The following is a 15016-nucleotide window of genomic DNA, read 5'->3' as shown; positions in this document are numbered from 1 at the left end:
GGACGGCCTCAAGCCTGGGTCGCGAGCAGCGACTCCACAGCGGCGATCACGTCGCCCACCGTGCGCACCGACTTGAACTCTTCCGGCTTGATGCGGCGGCCCGTCATTTCCTGCAGCTTGATCGCCAGATCGACGGCGTCGATGCTGTCGAGATCCAGCTCTTCGAACAGGTGCGCTTCAGGCGTGACGCGCGACGGCTCGATGTCGAAATTTTCCTGAAAGATCTCGCGGATGCGCCCGAGAATTTCTGCGTCGTTCATGATTCAATCCCCCTTGCCTGCAGTGGCTTCCAGCGTTTCGTTTTCGTTGCGATGACCCGCGACCAGCGCCGCGAGCGTGGTGATCGAACGAAAATGGCCGCGTACGTTTTCGTCGTCGGCAGCGATGGTCAGTTGATAGTGTTGGCGCAGCACGATGCCGATCTCCAGTGCGTCGATCGAATCGAGCCCCACGCCGTCGGTATCGAACAGCGGTGCGTCGTCGTCGATATCGGCTGGCGTGAGGTGCTCCAGATCGAGCGCCTCGATCAGGAGCTGCTTAATTTCCAGTTTTAAAGAATCCATAGTCGAACAGGTACTGGGTGATGTGCGCCTCGATGGCGCGCGTGACGTTGCGTGCAGCGAGCGCCGAGGGCATCTCGCGCGGCGCGAGCCGCTCCACGCCGATGGGCGCCAGCACGTTCACGGTCATACGAAAGGGCCGCTCCGGCACGTGATACCAGCGCATCTGCTTGGTGAAGGCGGGCGGGTCGCAGTGCATCAGCACCGGCTGGATCGGCACGCCGGCCTCCAGCGCCGTATGCGCGAAACCGCGCGAAAACGCATGCAGACGATTCGGCGCGGGACTGCGCGAGCCTTCGGGAAAAATGATCATGCTGTAGCCGTTCGCGAGCTGGCGCGCGCAGTCTTCCACGAAGCCCTGCGGATCGGCGTTGCTCACGTACTCGGCCGCGCGCACGATGCCCCACAGACACGGATTGCTCCAGTGCGCGTTCTTGACGACGCAGCAGGCCGACGGCATCAGCGCAAGCAGCACGACCACGTCGAGATAAGTGGGATGGTTCGCGACCACGATGGCGGGCGTGCCCGAGCGCAGCGCCTGCACGCCTTCGACATCGAGCTTCATGACGCCCATGCGCTGCAACGCGGCCACGAGCGCGCGGAAGAACGCGTGAATGATGGCCGACATGGCGCGCTGACGCGACGCGCGATGCGGCCAGACGCACGCAAGCGGAAACGCGACCAGCGAAAACAGCAGCCCGCACACGCCGAACACCACGAAACTGAGCGCCGTGGCGAACAGACGCCAGCCGTAATCAAGCCGTGCCGGCATGCCAGCTCCATTGCCATGTGCCGCCCGCGCCGTCCCACGCAGCACATTCGCCCGCGCTCAGGCAGTGATGCAGCGCTTCGCTCTGCGTCGCGAATTTGCGGAGCGAAGCGGGATTTTGCGTATGAGTTTGCGTAGAAGCATCGGGCGCCACCGAGCACGCGAGGCGGCCTTGCGAAGACTCGCCCGCATCGAGCAGCAACGCGAACGCGCCGCCCTGCACTTCCTGTTCGATATCGCCGTAACGCGCGTGCGCCGGTTCGTCGGCGTAAATCACGAGGACCGGCGCGCCCGGCTCGCTTGCGTATTGCGCGTGCGCTTCGAGCAGCGCGTAGCCCAGCGTTTCAGCGCCGGCCGAGACCGCCGTGGCGGCGGAGCGGTCGCCGCGCGCGATGCCGAATAACCCCGACATGGCGTTGAGCACCGAAAGACTGAACGCGTTCGGCGAGACCGGTTTGCTGGCTTCGATGTCGCCCAGAATGTCGGTCGTGCGGCGCAACTCGCCATGCCGCGACGCGAACACCACGCGCACCGGCGTGCTCGCATCGACGCAATCGCCCGCCACTTTCAGGGCCATCCGCGAAAGCGAACTCAGCCGGCGGCGCATCATCGGGTCGACGAATGCAACAGCCGGCGGGCTTTCCGAAGTGGAAGACCAGAAGGACCATCGCGCCACGGGCACGGTCCAGGCTAAATCAGGCATAGGAGGTGGTCTTGGCGACACAAGCGAGTGTGTCGCGCCCCGAACGGTGTATGTTTATTGTTCCCGCCCCGCGTCAAGGCAGGGGCGAGATCTCGCGCTCACTTTAACGGCATCTCATGAGCTTTATTTAGGGATATCGCCGAAATATTTTAGAATTCCGCGACTATAATCAATACTCACTTTTAAATCAATGGCTTAACAATGTTTTAACATCACCTTCAAATTGACGGCAGAAATAGCCCAATTCGTCAATACGATTCATTCCGCATAGTCTGAATCCGCGCGCCGCTCCGTTCCGCCCCTTATATGGCTGCGTTAGCAACTTTATAGTCATGGCACTCTGCGCGCAAAAACGTGAAGCCCGGCAATAAACCAGGCAGCGGCCGCGAAAGTCGTAAAATGTCGGGCTCACGGCAAGGTTGCGCGCTTCTGGCGGCTACTCTGCCTTTTTGCCGCCCCGCTGCTCGCTCGATGCGGGCCGGCACGCTTGTATCGGTCACTCGTGCTCACCTCATGTTCACCCTTTCCTCTGCCGCGCTGATGGCGTCGGGCTGCGCGATCGTGCTGCTCATGCCCGGACCGACCAACACCCTGCTCGCCGCCGCCGGCTTGAGACTGGGTTTTCGGCGCTCCGCGCATCTGACCGCTTTCGAACTGGCCGGTTATCTCGTCTCGATTACGGTCTGGGGCCTCTGCTTCACGCACGCTTCGCAATCGCTGAGCTGGTTGCCCAAGATTCTGCGCGTGGCCAGCAGCCTGTATCTCGCGTGGCTTGCAATACGTCTGTGGCTCACGGCCGATTCGATCGAAACATCGAACGTTAAAGTGATTGGCCCGCGCACGCTGTTTAGCGCGACGGTGCTCAATCCGAAAGCCATTCTGTTTGCGGGTTCAATTTTTCCGCCCGCGGCATTCGCCACGTTTTCAATCTGGCTGGAAGCCATGGCGTTATTCGCGATTCTGCTGATTCCAATTGGCTGCGCGTGGATTGCCATTGGCGCGGCGCCACGCGAAGGCCGTCTGCCGCTGTTGCGGCCCGCGATTATCCAGCGCTGTGCGTCGGTGGTCGTGGCCTTGTTTTCAGGTTCGCTGATCTGGGCGCTCGCGCATTGAGCGTCATTGAATTCGCGCACGCATAGCCGTGCGGCGAATTCAAACCGTTTCGTCGATACCGATTCACTGCGTATCGACAGGCGGAAAACATCGCGGCATCGCCGTGCTGTTCATTTCGACGATATTCGCGCGCATCACGCCGTATCTCGTGCGGCCCGACCCGCTGCCGATCGCCATCACTGAAGCGTATCCGTTCTACGTCCCCGCTGTGTCCTTACAGCGCGTAACGCTCCGCGCTGCTTTTCAATCTGTTTACGACGAAGTGCTTACTGAACAGTCGCCTTCGATACGCCAGGCCATCGCCGGAATAGCTATATGCGGCACGGGTGATCAATGGCGCAACTCACTACAACGCCTTACGATTCCCTACAGAAATCGAATTCGGCGACCGTTATTGCATGAACTGTCGTCATCGCGCCGCTATTGCGGCAGCCAACCCGAGTTTGTCGAGCGCCGATCCATGTCCCCACCTGCACCCGCGACCCTGTCCGATCCGCCCAAGGCGGACGCTGCGGCTACGCGCGGCGCAACGGCATCGGCAATCGCCCTGGAAATCGTGTTGCGGACCGGCAGCGTACTCCTGCTGCTCCTCTTTCTCCACACGCTGCTGAAACAGTATCGACTCGACGAATCGCGCATTACCTTGCTGATTCTCGCGATTGGCGAAGCCGTGACGATTGCCGTCTCGTTGATGGCGCGCCTGCCGCGTGCGCGCGACTGGCATCCGTTCAGCATCTTCGTAACGTTTGGCGCGAGCTGGTATTTTCTGTTTGTCCAGTTGCGGCCCGGTATTCATCTGCTGCCGGATACCGTGGGCGCCACGCTGCAAATCGGCGGCGTGCTGTTTTCGATCTGGGCGAAACTCTGTCTGCGCCGCTCATTCGGGCTGCTGCCGGGCAATCGCGGCGTGGTCGTGAATGGACCTTATCGATGGGTCCGGCATCCGGTTTATCTCGGCTATTTCATCCGAGATATTGGCTTTCTGCTGCCGAATTTCGGCATCAGAAACCTCGCGGTGATTCTGTGCCTCTGGGCGCTGCAAATCAGCCGTATCGTGCGCGAAGAGCGGCTGTTGTCAAACGATCCCGCCTACCGTGATTATCGCGAGCGCGTGCGTTTTCGGCTGCTGCCGAGGTTCTTCTAAAGGAATCGCGCGCATTCGGGCGCGCATGCTGGCAATCAACCCGTTCGCGAATTGCTAAATGCCAGGGGTTGAAATATCCTGCGCCATTCACACGCGGATATTGCTCGCCATGTTCGAACCTGTCACGCTGATCACGGCACGCCTGCGCGTGCGCCCGCTCGAACAAACCGACGCGCGCGCATTCTTCGCCATCTGGTCCGACGCACAAGCCATGCGCTATTTTTCGTTCGCGCCCATGCAGCACGCGCACGAAGCCGAAGCGCGCGTCGAGAAAGTCCTGCAATCGGCCGCCAATGGCGAAGTGTTCGTGAGCGCCATTGAGACGCTGGATAGCGGCGAAGTCATCGGCGGTTGCGATCTCTTTCATCTGAACGCACAATGCCGCCGCGCCGAAATTGGCTTCAGCCTGCAACGGCGGCATTGGGGCAAAGGCTATATGAGCGAGGCGGCGGCGGCCGTCGTCGATTACGCGTTCGATATCGCGAAGCTCCATCGCCTCGAAGCCGATATCGATCCGCGCAATCTTGCTTCCGCGCGCGTGCTGGAGCGGCTCGATTTCGTGCGCGAAGGTCTGTTGCGCGAACGCTGGATCGTCGGCGACGATATCAGCGACAGCGCACTATACGGGCGATTGCGGCGCGATTGGCGTGCGGGTTTGAAATACGCCCAGCCTGCTTTTACCGAAGGATCGCGTTCATGACCGACCGTGAAGTCATCATTCCGCCTGCCATGCAGCGCATTGTCGAGCACGCGGGCTACGCGCCCGCCGTGAAGGTTGGCGCAACCGTCTATTGCGCCGGACAAGTCGGGCGCACCGCCGACCTCGACGTGATCGCCGATCCCGAGGCGCAGTTCCGCGCGTGCTGGGACAATCTGCGTATCGTGCTGGAGGCGGCGGGCTGCACATTCGACGATATCGTCGACATGACGACATATCACGTTCAGATGCAGGCGCACATGGCCGTCTTTCGCGAGGTGAAGAATCGCGTTTTCCCGCGCGGAACCTGCGCCTGGACGGCGATCGGCGTAGCGGAACTCGCGCATCCAGGCTTGCTCGTGGAAATCAAGTGCGTGGCGGTGCAGCGCGCTCAGGGCGCGGTGTAAGCGTCGACGTCGGAGTCCACGTCGGAATTCCCATAAGGCGTCGCATAGCGTGTAGCCGCCGCCATCAGCGTCTGGGCAATCTCCGCACGCAGGTGCGCTGGCGAAAGCAGTTCCACCGTGGGCGCGTGTTCGAGCAGCAGATTGCGCAACGCGCGCGAAGGCGTGAGTGTCGCCGTGAGAATAAAACCGCCCGCAACTTCCTCGATCACCTGATCGTCCGAGAGACGCGCCGCGCGAAACGCACTCGGAATGCCATTCGTCTCCGTCACGCGCAACACGCACCGCTCGGGCATTTCCGGAAACCATTCGAAAACGCGTTCGCTGCGAATGAACGCGGCGAGATCGAAATTCGTATCGCGCTTCAAATCGTAGCCGCGCGGTGCGACCGATTGCACACGGTCCATGCGTAGCAGGAAGGGCGCACCCTGCGCGCCGCTCGAACGGCGCAGACTCACGACCAGATACCAGAACGGCGCTTTCTCGACGATCGCATACGGCAGCACGAGATAATCGCGCGTGGCGCCTTCGCTCGCGTCGGCGGATCGATAGGTGATGTGCAGCGTTTCGTCGCGATAGAGCGCAGCGCACGCCGTATCGAACACGGTCTCGTCGATTTCCGGTTCAAGCACCGGATAACCGGGCGCGACGCGCGCGGTCTTGCCGATCCAGGCCTGTGCGTCGCGCGTGCGGGAGTCGAGCGGCGGCACACCGAGCACGCGATTCGCGCCCGCGAGATATTCCCGGAAGTCGCCGATTTTTCCCGGCGGCAAATGGTGTCGCGCGAGTTGACGCAGTTTCAGCAGAGCCAGCGAAATATCGACGGGCGGCCGAATGGTTTCGCTCGGCCCGCGCGCGAGCAGTATCCACGTGGTATTGCGGCCGTTGCCGTCGCGCTCGATCAATGCATCTTCTTCGAGCTTCACAAATAACCGGCGCACGGTCTTCTCGCCCAACTCCGGCAGCCGCGCCAGCACCGCTTCCTTAAGAATATTCGAAGGCCACGCGCGATCCGGCTGCGTGCCCATGATATCGAGTACGGTTTTCTCTTCCTGAGTAAGCATGGAGACTGCTGGTCATTTTTGTTTATCCCTGTGCTTATCGTCAGACCACACGAAAACTTTACGGTGATATTGGCGCATCGTCGCCGAATCACTTTTTCGTTTATCGCAATGATGGATTCAGCAAGGACGTCGTGCTTTACTTGAGCAAACGCCTCAAGTTTTGGCAAACGTTTGCCCGGTTTATTTCGGCGTTTTAACGGGCGCGTGAAGAAAAAAATCATCGACGATTTTTCGTGCGGCGCTATAACCGCCCATGAGCGCGTCGATATCGGTGGCGAACGGACGACCGCCAATATCGCCGAATCTCAATGGAGAAAACACCGAGACTACCTCGCCCCGCCAATAGAGGGTGACGACCGCCACATAGCCCCCACGCTTGAGCGCATGAGGCACGGAGCCGACCATGACGCCGGACTCGACGGACACTTCGAACGTGTAACCTTCGTACTCGTAGTTGCGCAACATGATGCACACCATTCAACGGGCCGAAAGACCAGGCAGCAATTTCGATTCCCGCCCGGCCCGTCAACCCGGCGTCGCACACCGTCGCGAGTCTTCGAGACGATCGAGACGCGCAAGCAGTGCTTTCGCCTGCTTTTCGATGTGAATCGGCAAAAGCGGCATGGCCAGCAAGGTTCGCACTCGCGCGCGCCAGTAGTTCAGGCTGATGCCTGCGCCGGTCGCCGCGGCGCTGTCTTTCCCGGCCGTATGCTCGAGATGGCCCAGGATATTCTGGATGTGCGCCAGATCCTTCTCCGCGAAGTCATAGCCCACGATTGCCCCCGTTGTGTGCACAATAACCACCCCTGAATTTCTATCAGGATGACTAACGACGTACTCGCGTCCAGCGGCACCAGTCGTGATGATCCAGATGACGCAGCAAGTCAGCGCGTCGGCGTTCCCGGCGATAGTGCGCACGCGTGGACATCGCTACCAACGCCAGCACGATTGCACCGGCCGCCAGCCCGATCCAGGATTGCTCCATGTCCGCCTCCTCTACTTCGCCGTCGTCGTTATGTACGCTCGCGCACACAGTTCAGGCCGCCGTCCCGCCGTTGCATTTGCGACCTAGAGATTTCATTCTAACTTTGTTAAATCCGCGTGGAAGGGTGATGCGATTTGGGAGTTTCCCCAATATATGGAACGCCGGCACGCGTGAGTCCCCGACGGCTCAAGGCCGGCGCGCGGACATGACGACTATTTGACGTTCACGTGAACGCTTTAAGGCAATTCGCCGCCAGCGATAAACACGCGAACGCCCGCTCATCCGCGAGCGGGCGTTCAGCACGAATCATGCTGAAAAAAGCTGACTATTGGTGCGCACGAATGCTTCAACGGTTTGCGGCGCCTTGCCAGTCACCTGCTCGATAATATGGTCGCTGCCTTTAAACACACCATTGCGGTAATCGACGGCGACTTCAATGAAATGCTGGATCGCAAACTCCGGCAAATCGTAGCGTTGCAAATGCGCACGATAGTCGTCCAGCGTGCCGGGGTTATAGACAATCTTCCGGCCGATGACTTCGCTGATCTTCTGCGCGATCTCGTGATGATCGAGTTCGACCGGCCCGCACAGCTCGTAAGCCTTGCCGATATGCGCGGACGGCTGCGTGAGCATCGCCGTGATGAAGCGCGCCTGATCTTCCGCCGCGATCGGTGCGTGACGCCCTTCGCCATAAGGCAGCGTGATCTGGCCTTCCTTGACGATCGTGTCGCGCACCCACGGGAAAATCAGCCATTCCGAAAAGAACGTCGGACGAATGTGAACCGTCGGCACGCCCGACCAGTCGAGCACACGCTCGGCAATCCAGTGATCGCGGGCAGCATGGCTTTTCGCATCTTCACGCGCGGAGATTTGTGACATTTCCACGACCACGTCGAGGCCCGCGCGGCGCGCGGCGTCTGCGAAATACGCGGTGCCTTGAATGAAGCCCGGATGCACCGGGTAGCACAGATACGCGCCCGTCACGCCATCGGTCGCGCGAAGCAGATCGTCGTGATCGAGCAGATCGCCCACCACCACTTCGGCGCCCGCCTCGCGCAGCGCGGCGCTGCGCGCGTCTTCGCCGTGAACCATGGCGCGAACGTCGTGGCCCGCCGCCAGCAGATTGTTGACCGTGTAGACGCCGGTTTTGCCGGTCGCGCCGGTAATCAGGTATTTGCGCTTTTCCATGATGACTCTCCGTTCAGGTTGGGTTCAGATGCGGACAAAGAATCGGCTATCGATTCGATATCCTTATTAGTGCATATGCACATACAGCAGTAAAAAAATGCAGCGCGCGATACGCACCGCTCGTTCAGATCGTTTCGAGTTGTTGTTTGATCGTGTTCAGCAGCGAGGCCGAAGCCTCCGGGTCCGCGACGATGCGCGATAGCGTGAGCCCGCCCACCATCGCCGAGAATGCGAGCAGCGCACGCGAACGGTCCGCTTGCGCGTCCTCGCCTTCACCCGCGCGCTCACGGGGGCTGACGAGCAGATCGACCAGTTCGTCGATGCCGCGCGCGGCCACTTCACGCGTCGCGTCGTCCGCGCGCGCCAGTTCGCTGCCCATGCCCGCGATCGGGCAACCGCGCCCGGGCGCGTCGCGATGGCCGGTCGAGAGATAGGCGTCGACCACGGCCTTGAATGCGTCCTCGCCCGCCTGCCCTTGCGCGGCAGCCGCGAGCGTGCCGACGATGCCGCTCAACCCGGCCTCGCAGGCCTCGGCGACCAGTTGATCCTTCGATTCGAAATGGCGGTAGAAGCCGCCGTGCGACAGGCCCGCTGCGGCCATTACGTCGGCGACGCCGGTGGCGTGAATGCCGTCGGCCCGGAATGCCTCGGCGGCGACCGCCACGATGCGCTCGCGCGTTTCGGCGGTTTCGGCCCTCGATTTCCTCATGGTGCGCCTGCTCCGTGATTCGATGATTTAGATGCTAGTCGTCATCTAAATCGAAGTCAAGGCGCATTTCGCGATCATCCGGAGCGATGCAGGCGGCTCATAACGTTAGCAAACGCGTCGCGCTTGCGTTCGTCGCGCGGTCGGGATGGCGCAGCGGCGTGACCGAATCGAAATACGTTTCCAGCGCGTCGGCCGAGCGCTTGCCCAGCGCGGCGATCTGCTCGATCCAGTCGGGCTCCAGCGGCCACTGCCCGTCGACGATACGCGGATAAATCGTGCGCCCGAACGCATGCAGCGATTTCGCGCCGATATTGCCGCTCACGCCCAGCAGCCGATGCAGCGCCGTGTGCGCGGGCTCCGATTCCATCGAGCGCGCGCCGCGCACGAGTTCGTCGACGAGCGCGCGAATCTGCGCCACGCCGTCGAGAAAGGTCTGGTCGATCAACCCAAGCGCCGTCAATTCACCCAGTTGCAGTTCGTCGAGCAACTCGCGGCCGGTGGGCAGCGTGAGATCGTGCACCATCGGCGGCAACGGCGCCGGTTCCGCGCTCGCGGGCGACGCCTTCGCGCCGAGCCGCGCAATCTGCGTCGACACCGCCGCGCACAGCACGGCGGCCTGCACGGGCTTCACGAGCACGTCGTCCATGCCCACGCTCAGGCACTCGCGAATCGCCTCCATATCGGACTGGCCCGTGAGCGCGACGATCGGCACGTTCGCATACGCGTCCGTGCGCGCGCGGATCGCCGCCGTGGTGTCGGGGCCGCCCATGCCCGGCATGTTCATGTCCATGACAATGGCGTCGATGACCTCGCCCGCGCGCAAATGGTCGAGCACCGCGTGGCCGTGCTCGGCCTCGATCACGCGCGCGCCGCTGCGTTCGAGCCAGGCTTTGGCGATCGAGCGGCTATAGGTATCGTCGTCGGCGACGAGGATCGACTTGCCCGACAGCCGTTCGACGCCCTTGCGCGCCACGCGCCGGTCGCCGCTTTCGAACAGCGCCTGCAACGCGCCGATCAGCTCCAGCACGCTGCCCGCCTTGCCGAGCATGACGTCCATGCCCGCGCGGCGCGCGAGCACTTGCGCCACGCCGCCGGGCTGCGCCGCAAAGCCCGCGATCAGGATGTTCTGGATCGCCCGATGATTCGACGCGCGAATGCGCTCCGCGACCGCATAGCCGTCGAGCGCCGGCATGTTCGCTTCGATCAGCACGAGGTCGTAATGCTCGCCGCCGCGCTCGCGCAGCATGGCCAGCGCGAGCTGGCCGTTGTCGGCCTCGCTGACCTGTGCGCCCATGCCCGCCAGCACGCGACGCGTTTTCGCGCGCTGATACACGTCCTCGTCGCAGAGCAGAATGCGCTTGCCTTCGAAAACCGGACGCGCGCGATCGAGCATTTCGCGCTCGTATTCGGCCACTTCACGATCGGGAATCGCCGGAAAATGCAGCGCGAATTCCGTGAATTTGTCCACTTCGGAGCGGCACGCGATAGTGCCGCCAAACGCCTGCATCGCGCGCTGGCAATAGGCGAGACCGAGCCCCGTTCCCGCCGAATTGCCGGACGTGCGAAACGGCTCGAATAGATGCGCGAGCATCTCAGGCGCAATACCGGAACCGGTATCGCGCACGATAATGCTTTGCCGCTCGACCGTGAGCGTCAACGTGGACGATGCGCGCGCCGCCATGTGATGCAGCGCGTTCTTCATGAGATTGAAGAGAATGAACAGATAAACCGTTTCGTCGACCTTGAAGGTGAAGTCTTCACGCACGAGCAGCTTGACTTTGCTGCGTTCGTCTTCGTCGTCGAAACCGAACTCTTCGAGCGCCTTGCGCGTGGTGGCCGCCGCGCTCAGATACGCGAGACGGTCCGAGCGAATGGGTTTGGCGCTCACTTCGTCCAGCGTCATGGCGATAATGCGCAAACCGCGCTCGATCGACGTTTTGCCCTGCGCGAGATGCCGGTAAAGCGCAGCGGCCTTGTCGTGAGACAGCACCGCAGGACGATTCGGCTCGGTGGCCGCGGGCAGATTTTCCTCGACGTTTTCAAGCACGTGTTTCAACTGGCTCAGCGGATTACGCATTTCATGCGCAATAGATCCTGCAAGCGCCTGCAATACCCGATTCTTTTCAACGAAAATACGCCCAATGCTGATTGCATGACTGAATGCCATGCTGCACAACATCACCACGGGCAGCAAGGCGAGATCGGATTGATTGGCCGTGCTCAGCACAACAGGAACGGGCGACGTAACCACCGCCGCCACCGAACTGGTTGCCACGCCGACACCAATACAGGCCATCAGTAAAAGCGGACTGTCGATGCAGAGCGCCATGATAAAAATCATCATGACTTCCGTCATCATCCACATCGTCGAAAATCCATTACGAATAGCCAGAAACGTGCAGACGAACGGCAAGACGTAAATCAGGCAGGCGTGCCAGTAAAGCAGCAGGTAATGATTGAAACGCCGCGGCCAGTACGCCTGGAAGATCAACGGCACGCAAACGAGCGCCGCGCTCAAACGCAGGGCGAGATTGTCGTAGGGCTGCGGCAGGACATAGGTCCAGACCAGGTAATAGATGGGGTGGCACAGGAGGCCCAATATGCCTCCCCATCGGATAGCCAGCCGGCTACGTTCCAGCATCTCCCCCATGCGCTCGCGCGACATCACGATTGGGCCTCCGTTAATCGTTATGGTCCTACCAGTTCCGGTTTGCCGTCATGGCGCATATCCATTTCGATCGGCAAGCCATTTTTCCCGTGAAATGGCCCGACTGAAAAACCGTATTTCTTTACCAGTCCATGCGTATAGGATACGGACCACACGGGCGGACTGCCGATAATGAAATCGGACGCAATGCCCTCTTGCCACGCGGCATAACCTTCGGCAAAGCAGGTATAGCAATCGCGAGTGGACGGTAAGCGGAACGGGAATGCCGTATCGAGCCCAACCGGGCCACGGGCAAAACACTCAATATATAGCGTATGGCCACGCGAAGCGAGTTCCGCTTCGACACTCGCCGCACGCGGATGCGAATCGTCAATCCAGAACTGCGCGCGTTTGAGGTCGGCGGCGGTCAAATACGGCACGCTGGTGCTGCTCGCGAGAATGGCGCCGTCGAATTGTGGCAGCGGCGTGTCGGGGCTGAACGTATGCACGGACACTTTCGTGTGCCCGAGCAGATCCGACGCCAGCAATTCCTTCGCTTGATCGTGCAACAGATTCACCTTGTCGGGCAGATCGATCAGGATCAGCTCCTTCGGTGCGTCCTTGTACGTCGCGTAGCGCGCGACCGTCGTGCCGAGCCGTCCCGCCGCGCCGAACAACGCGAGCCGCGTCTTGCCGAAATCGAGCCCGACTTCGTTGCAGCAGTGCATGGCCCATTCCTTGAGCATCGCCGCCGTGGCCGCGTGACCGGTCGTGATATGAGGCGGCTTGATCGGACGCGGCAGCGCGCCGTAATTGCAGGCATAAGGCGTGGACGCGCCCATCGCCACCATGTTCAGACCCGCGCGGCGCGCCAGTTCGAGTGCCGGAAAAAATTGCGTCTCGCGAAAGCGCTTGATGCCGCGCGGACTGCCGAGCCACATTTCAAGCGGTACCGGACAGGCGATATTCGCGCCGATCATTTGCGTGCCCGAATAGATCGGCGACGCAATGAAAGGCGGCGTGCGCCACAACTCTTCCTCGAATGCCTCATTACGCGTCTTGACGTTATGGAATGAGAATGAAAGCGTCTCCCAGTCGGTGGCATGAAAAAGAAAGCCAATGCCGCCCTGACCGGCCGGCAGGTTGTCGCGGATCGATTCAGGATGAATCGTACGTTTGAGTGCTAACGGCGCGTGGACATCGCCCAGGTTGACGTCGGCAAGCTTGAACTCCGCAGCGAGTTCGTGGTGATAAGTCGTGCTCATCTAATTTTCCTTGGGTTGAGGTTGCGCCTGAAATCGGCGCGGTATCGCCGCTCGTGCATGACCGGCGATCCTTCAACTCTAGAGAAAACCCATAGCGTGTGGCCGTCTGTTCGGGCGCATGACGGTACTCGCCCGTTCGAATCAATCGTCTACCCGGATTTCGGCGATTTTTTATGCAATTTGAATAGCGTCGATAACGCCTGCGAATAGCGCCCCGAATAAGCCCGCCTTAGAGAATTTCGGCACCATTTTTTATTGTGCGACCAGAGAATTTGCTATCTTTCCCTCCCGCCTTTTTGCCCCGATTTCCCGATCCCCATGCGATCCATTCTGCTGAACCGCGTCACGCGCGCCGACGCGCCCGACCTGATTGCCGCGAACCTCGAAAGCCAGTCCCATCATCTGCCCTGGGTCACGTCCTTCACGGATCAGGCGGGTTTCGACGCCTGGTTCGGGCGCGGTCTGAGCGGCCCGAACGCGAGCCTGATTGCGCGCGAGGCCGCGAGCGGCGGCATTGTCGGCGTCATCAATCTCAGCGAGATCGTCGCCGGCGTGTTTCAGAGCGCGTATCTGGGCTACTACGGCATGGCGCGTTTCGCGCGCACGGGGCGGATGACCGAAGCACTGCGCGCCGCCGTGGCCTACGCCTTCGACGATCTCGGCCTGCACCGGCTCGAAGCGAATATCCAGCCGGAAAACAGCGCGTCGATCGCGCTGGTGCGCCGCGTGGGCTTCAGCAAAGAAGGGTTTTCGCCGCGCTATCTGCGGATCGGCGGCATCTGGCGCGATCACGAACGCTGGGCGATCGTCTCGGATCGCGACGCCTGAATCACCTCTCGCGAAACAGCTGCTCGCACATGAAGTCGACAAATACGCGCAGCTTCGGCATCAGTTGCCGGTTCGAGGGCCAGAGAATCGAAAACTGACCGGGCGCGATCGTGTGGTCGTCGAGCACGGTCACGAGCGAGCCGCATTCGAGCGCCTCGCGCGCGAGAAAGTCGGGCATGAAGCCGATGCCGAAGCCCGCGATCACCGCGCCGCGCAACGCCTCCATGTTGTTGCACGTCATCGCCGCGCCGAGGTGGGGCGGCTCCGTGCCGTCGGCTTCGAGCGTCCAAGGCTGCAATTTGCCCGTGGTCGGAAAGCGGTAGCGCACGCAACGATGCCGCGAGAGGTCCGCGAGCGAGCCCGGCAGGCCGAAGCGCGCCGCGTAATCGGGCGACGCGCACAGCACGAAGCGAAACGGTCCGAGGCGGCGCGACATCAGGCTCGAATCGGTGAGCGCGCCGCTGCGGATCACGGCGTCGAAACCGCCGTCCACCACATCCACGAGACGGTCGTTGAAATCGAGGTCGAGTTCGATCTCCGGATAACGCGCGCCGAACGCGGGCAAGACCGGCAGCAAAAAGCGGTAGCCAATCACGGGCAGGCTCACGCGCAGCCGCCCGCGCGGCGTCTGCGCGGCCTGCGAAAGCATCGCTTCGGCGTCGCGCAGTTCGTCGAGAATCCGCTGGCAGCTTTCGTAAAAGCGCCGCCCCTCCTCGGTCAACGTCACGCGGCGCGTGGTGCGGTGAAAGAGGCGCACGCCCAGCGAGCGTTCGAGCTTCGCAATGGTCTTGCCGACCGCCGACGCCGAAATGCCCAGATGCCGCGACGCCGCCACGAAGCTGAGCGTGTCCGCCGTGCGCACGAACGCGACGATGCCGTTGAGATTGTCCATACCCCGATTTGATCCGATCTTTGCCGACGTATTGCGGAATATAGCGCC

At 61.5% G+C, this 15016-nt stretch carries 17 protein-coding genes; 5 read left to right on the top strand and 12 right to left on the bottom strand.

Annotated features, from left to right (window positions below; translation table 11 throughout):
- Positions 1-8 precede the first annotated feature (8 nt).
- Genes BMY06_RS06025 through BMY06_RS06010 form a run of 4 tightly spaced genes read right to left on the bottom strand, consistent with a single transcriptional unit; the run spans position 9 to position 2032 of the window.
- Positions 9-260: an acyl carrier protein gene (locus tag BMY06_RS06025; RefSeq protein ID WP_065060839.1), complete on the bottom strand. Its 252-nt coding sequence runs from the start codon at positions 258-260 to the stop codon at positions 9-11.
- Between the two features lie 3 nt (positions 261-263).
- Complete coding sequence (locus tag BMY06_RS06020) at positions 264-563, bottom strand: phosphopantetheine-binding protein (protein WP_065060840.1); 300 nt, start codon at positions 561-563, stop codon at positions 264-266.
- Positions 538-1332, bottom strand: a complete 795-nt coding sequence (locus BMY06_RS06015) for a lysophospholipid acyltransferase family protein (RefSeq protein ID WP_074982029.1) — start codon at positions 1330-1332, stop codon at positions 538-540. The genes BMY06_RS06020 and BMY06_RS06015 overlap by 26 nt, the downstream gene beginning before the upstream one ends.
- Entirely contained in the window at positions 1316-2032 is a 717-nt protein-coding gene (locus tag BMY06_RS06010) for a beta-ketoacyl synthase chain length factor (RefSeq protein ID WP_074982027.1), read from the bottom strand. Before BMY06_RS06010 ends, BMY06_RS06015 begins: the two co-directional genes overlap by 17 nt.
- Positions 2033-2386: 354 nt before the next feature.
- On the opposite strand from BMY06_RS06010, the gene BMY06_RS06005 reads away from it, so the two are divergent.
- The 4 genes from BMY06_RS06005 (at position 2387) to BMY06_RS05990 (ending at position 5393) form a co-directional block, all read left to right on the top strand.
- The gene (locus tag BMY06_RS06005) at positions 2387-3145 is read left to right on the top strand and encodes a LysE family translocator (RefSeq protein ID WP_309251713.1); all 759 of its coding nucleotides are present in this window, start codon (positions 2387-2389) and stop codon (positions 3143-3145) included.
- Positions 3146-3173: 28 nt separating this feature from the next.
- Positions 3174-4289, top strand: a complete 1116-nt coding sequence (locus BMY06_RS40090) for a methyltransferase family protein (protein WP_244144272.1) — start codon at positions 3174-3176, stop codon at positions 4287-4289.
- 109 nt (positions 4290-4398) lie between these two features.
- Complete coding sequence (locus BMY06_RS05995; protein WP_244144271.1) at positions 4399-4989, top strand: GNAT family N-acetyltransferase; 591 nt, start codon at positions 4399-4401, stop codon at positions 4987-4989.
- Complete coding sequence (locus BMY06_RS05990) at positions 4986-5393, top strand: RidA family protein (RefSeq protein ID WP_074982025.1); 408 nt, start codon at positions 4986-4988, stop codon at positions 5391-5393. Before BMY06_RS05995 ends, BMY06_RS05990 begins: the two co-directional genes overlap by 4 nt.
- Here the strand turns inward: BMY06_RS05990 and BMY06_RS05985 are convergent.
- The 7 genes from BMY06_RS05985 to BMY06_RS05955 all read right to left on the bottom strand — a co-directional run bounded on the left by BMY06_RS05985 (position 5378) and on the right by BMY06_RS05955 (position 13248).
- A complete protein-coding gene (locus BMY06_RS05985) occupies positions 5378-6454 on the bottom strand; it encodes a helix-turn-helix transcriptional regulator (protein WP_074982023.1) in 1077 nt (358 codons plus the stop codon). The two genes, BMY06_RS05990 and BMY06_RS05985, sit on opposite strands and share 16 nt — an antisense overlap.
- A gap of 180 nt (positions 6455-6634) precedes the next feature.
- Entirely contained in the window at positions 6635-6919 is a 285-nt protein-coding gene (locus BMY06_RS05980; RefSeq protein WP_074982211.1) for a hypothetical protein, read from the bottom strand.
- A gap of 60 nt (positions 6920-6979) precedes the next feature.
- A complete protein-coding gene (locus tag BMY06_RS39515) occupies positions 6980-7372 on the bottom strand; it encodes a hypothetical protein (protein WP_156773773.1) in 393 nt (130 codons plus the stop codon).
- Positions 7373-7745: 373 nt separating this feature from the next.
- Positions 7746-8627 (bottom strand): NmrA family NAD(P)-binding protein, encoded by an 882-nt coding sequence (locus tag BMY06_RS05970; RefSeq protein WP_074982021.1) that lies wholly within the window; start codon positions 8625-8627, stop codon positions 7746-7748.
- A gap of 124 nt (positions 8628-8751) precedes the next feature.
- A complete protein-coding gene (locus tag BMY06_RS05965; RefSeq protein ID WP_074982019.1) occupies positions 8752-9336 on the bottom strand; it encodes a TetR/AcrR family transcriptional regulator in 585 nt (194 codons plus the stop codon).
- 97 nt (positions 9337-9433) lie between these two features.
- Positions 9434-12007, bottom strand: a complete 2574-nt coding sequence (locus tag BMY06_RS05960) for a response regulator (RefSeq protein ID WP_074982018.1) — start codon at positions 12005-12007, stop codon at positions 9434-9436.
- 17 nt (positions 12008-12024) lie between these two features.
- Positions 12025-13248: a hypothetical protein gene (locus BMY06_RS05955; RefSeq protein ID WP_173816916.1), complete on the bottom strand. Its 1224-nt coding sequence runs from the start codon at positions 13246-13248 to the stop codon at positions 12025-12027.
- 318 nt (positions 13249-13566) lie between these two features.
- On the opposite strand from BMY06_RS05955, the gene BMY06_RS05950 reads away from it, so the two are divergent.
- Positions 13567-14076 carry a GNAT family N-acetyltransferase gene (locus BMY06_RS05950; RefSeq protein WP_065060849.1) on the top strand — a complete coding sequence of 170 codons (510 nt, stop codon included), beginning with the start codon at positions 13567-13569 and terminating at the stop codon, positions 14074-14076.
- Between the two features lies 1 nt (position 14077).
- On the opposite strand, the gene BMY06_RS05945 is transcribed toward BMY06_RS05950, so the two are convergent.
- A complete protein-coding gene (locus BMY06_RS05945) occupies positions 14078-14968 on the bottom strand; it encodes a LysR family transcriptional regulator (protein WP_074982016.1) in 891 nt (296 codons plus the stop codon).
- Positions 14969-15016 lie beyond the last annotated feature (48 nt).

It is taken from the genome of Paraburkholderia tropica, assembly GCF_900109265.1.
Lineage (GTDB): Bacteria > Pseudomonadota > Gammaproteobacteria > Burkholderiales > Burkholderiaceae > Paraburkholderia > Paraburkholderia tropica.
This window is presented reverse-complemented; position numbering and strand designations above follow the sequence as displayed.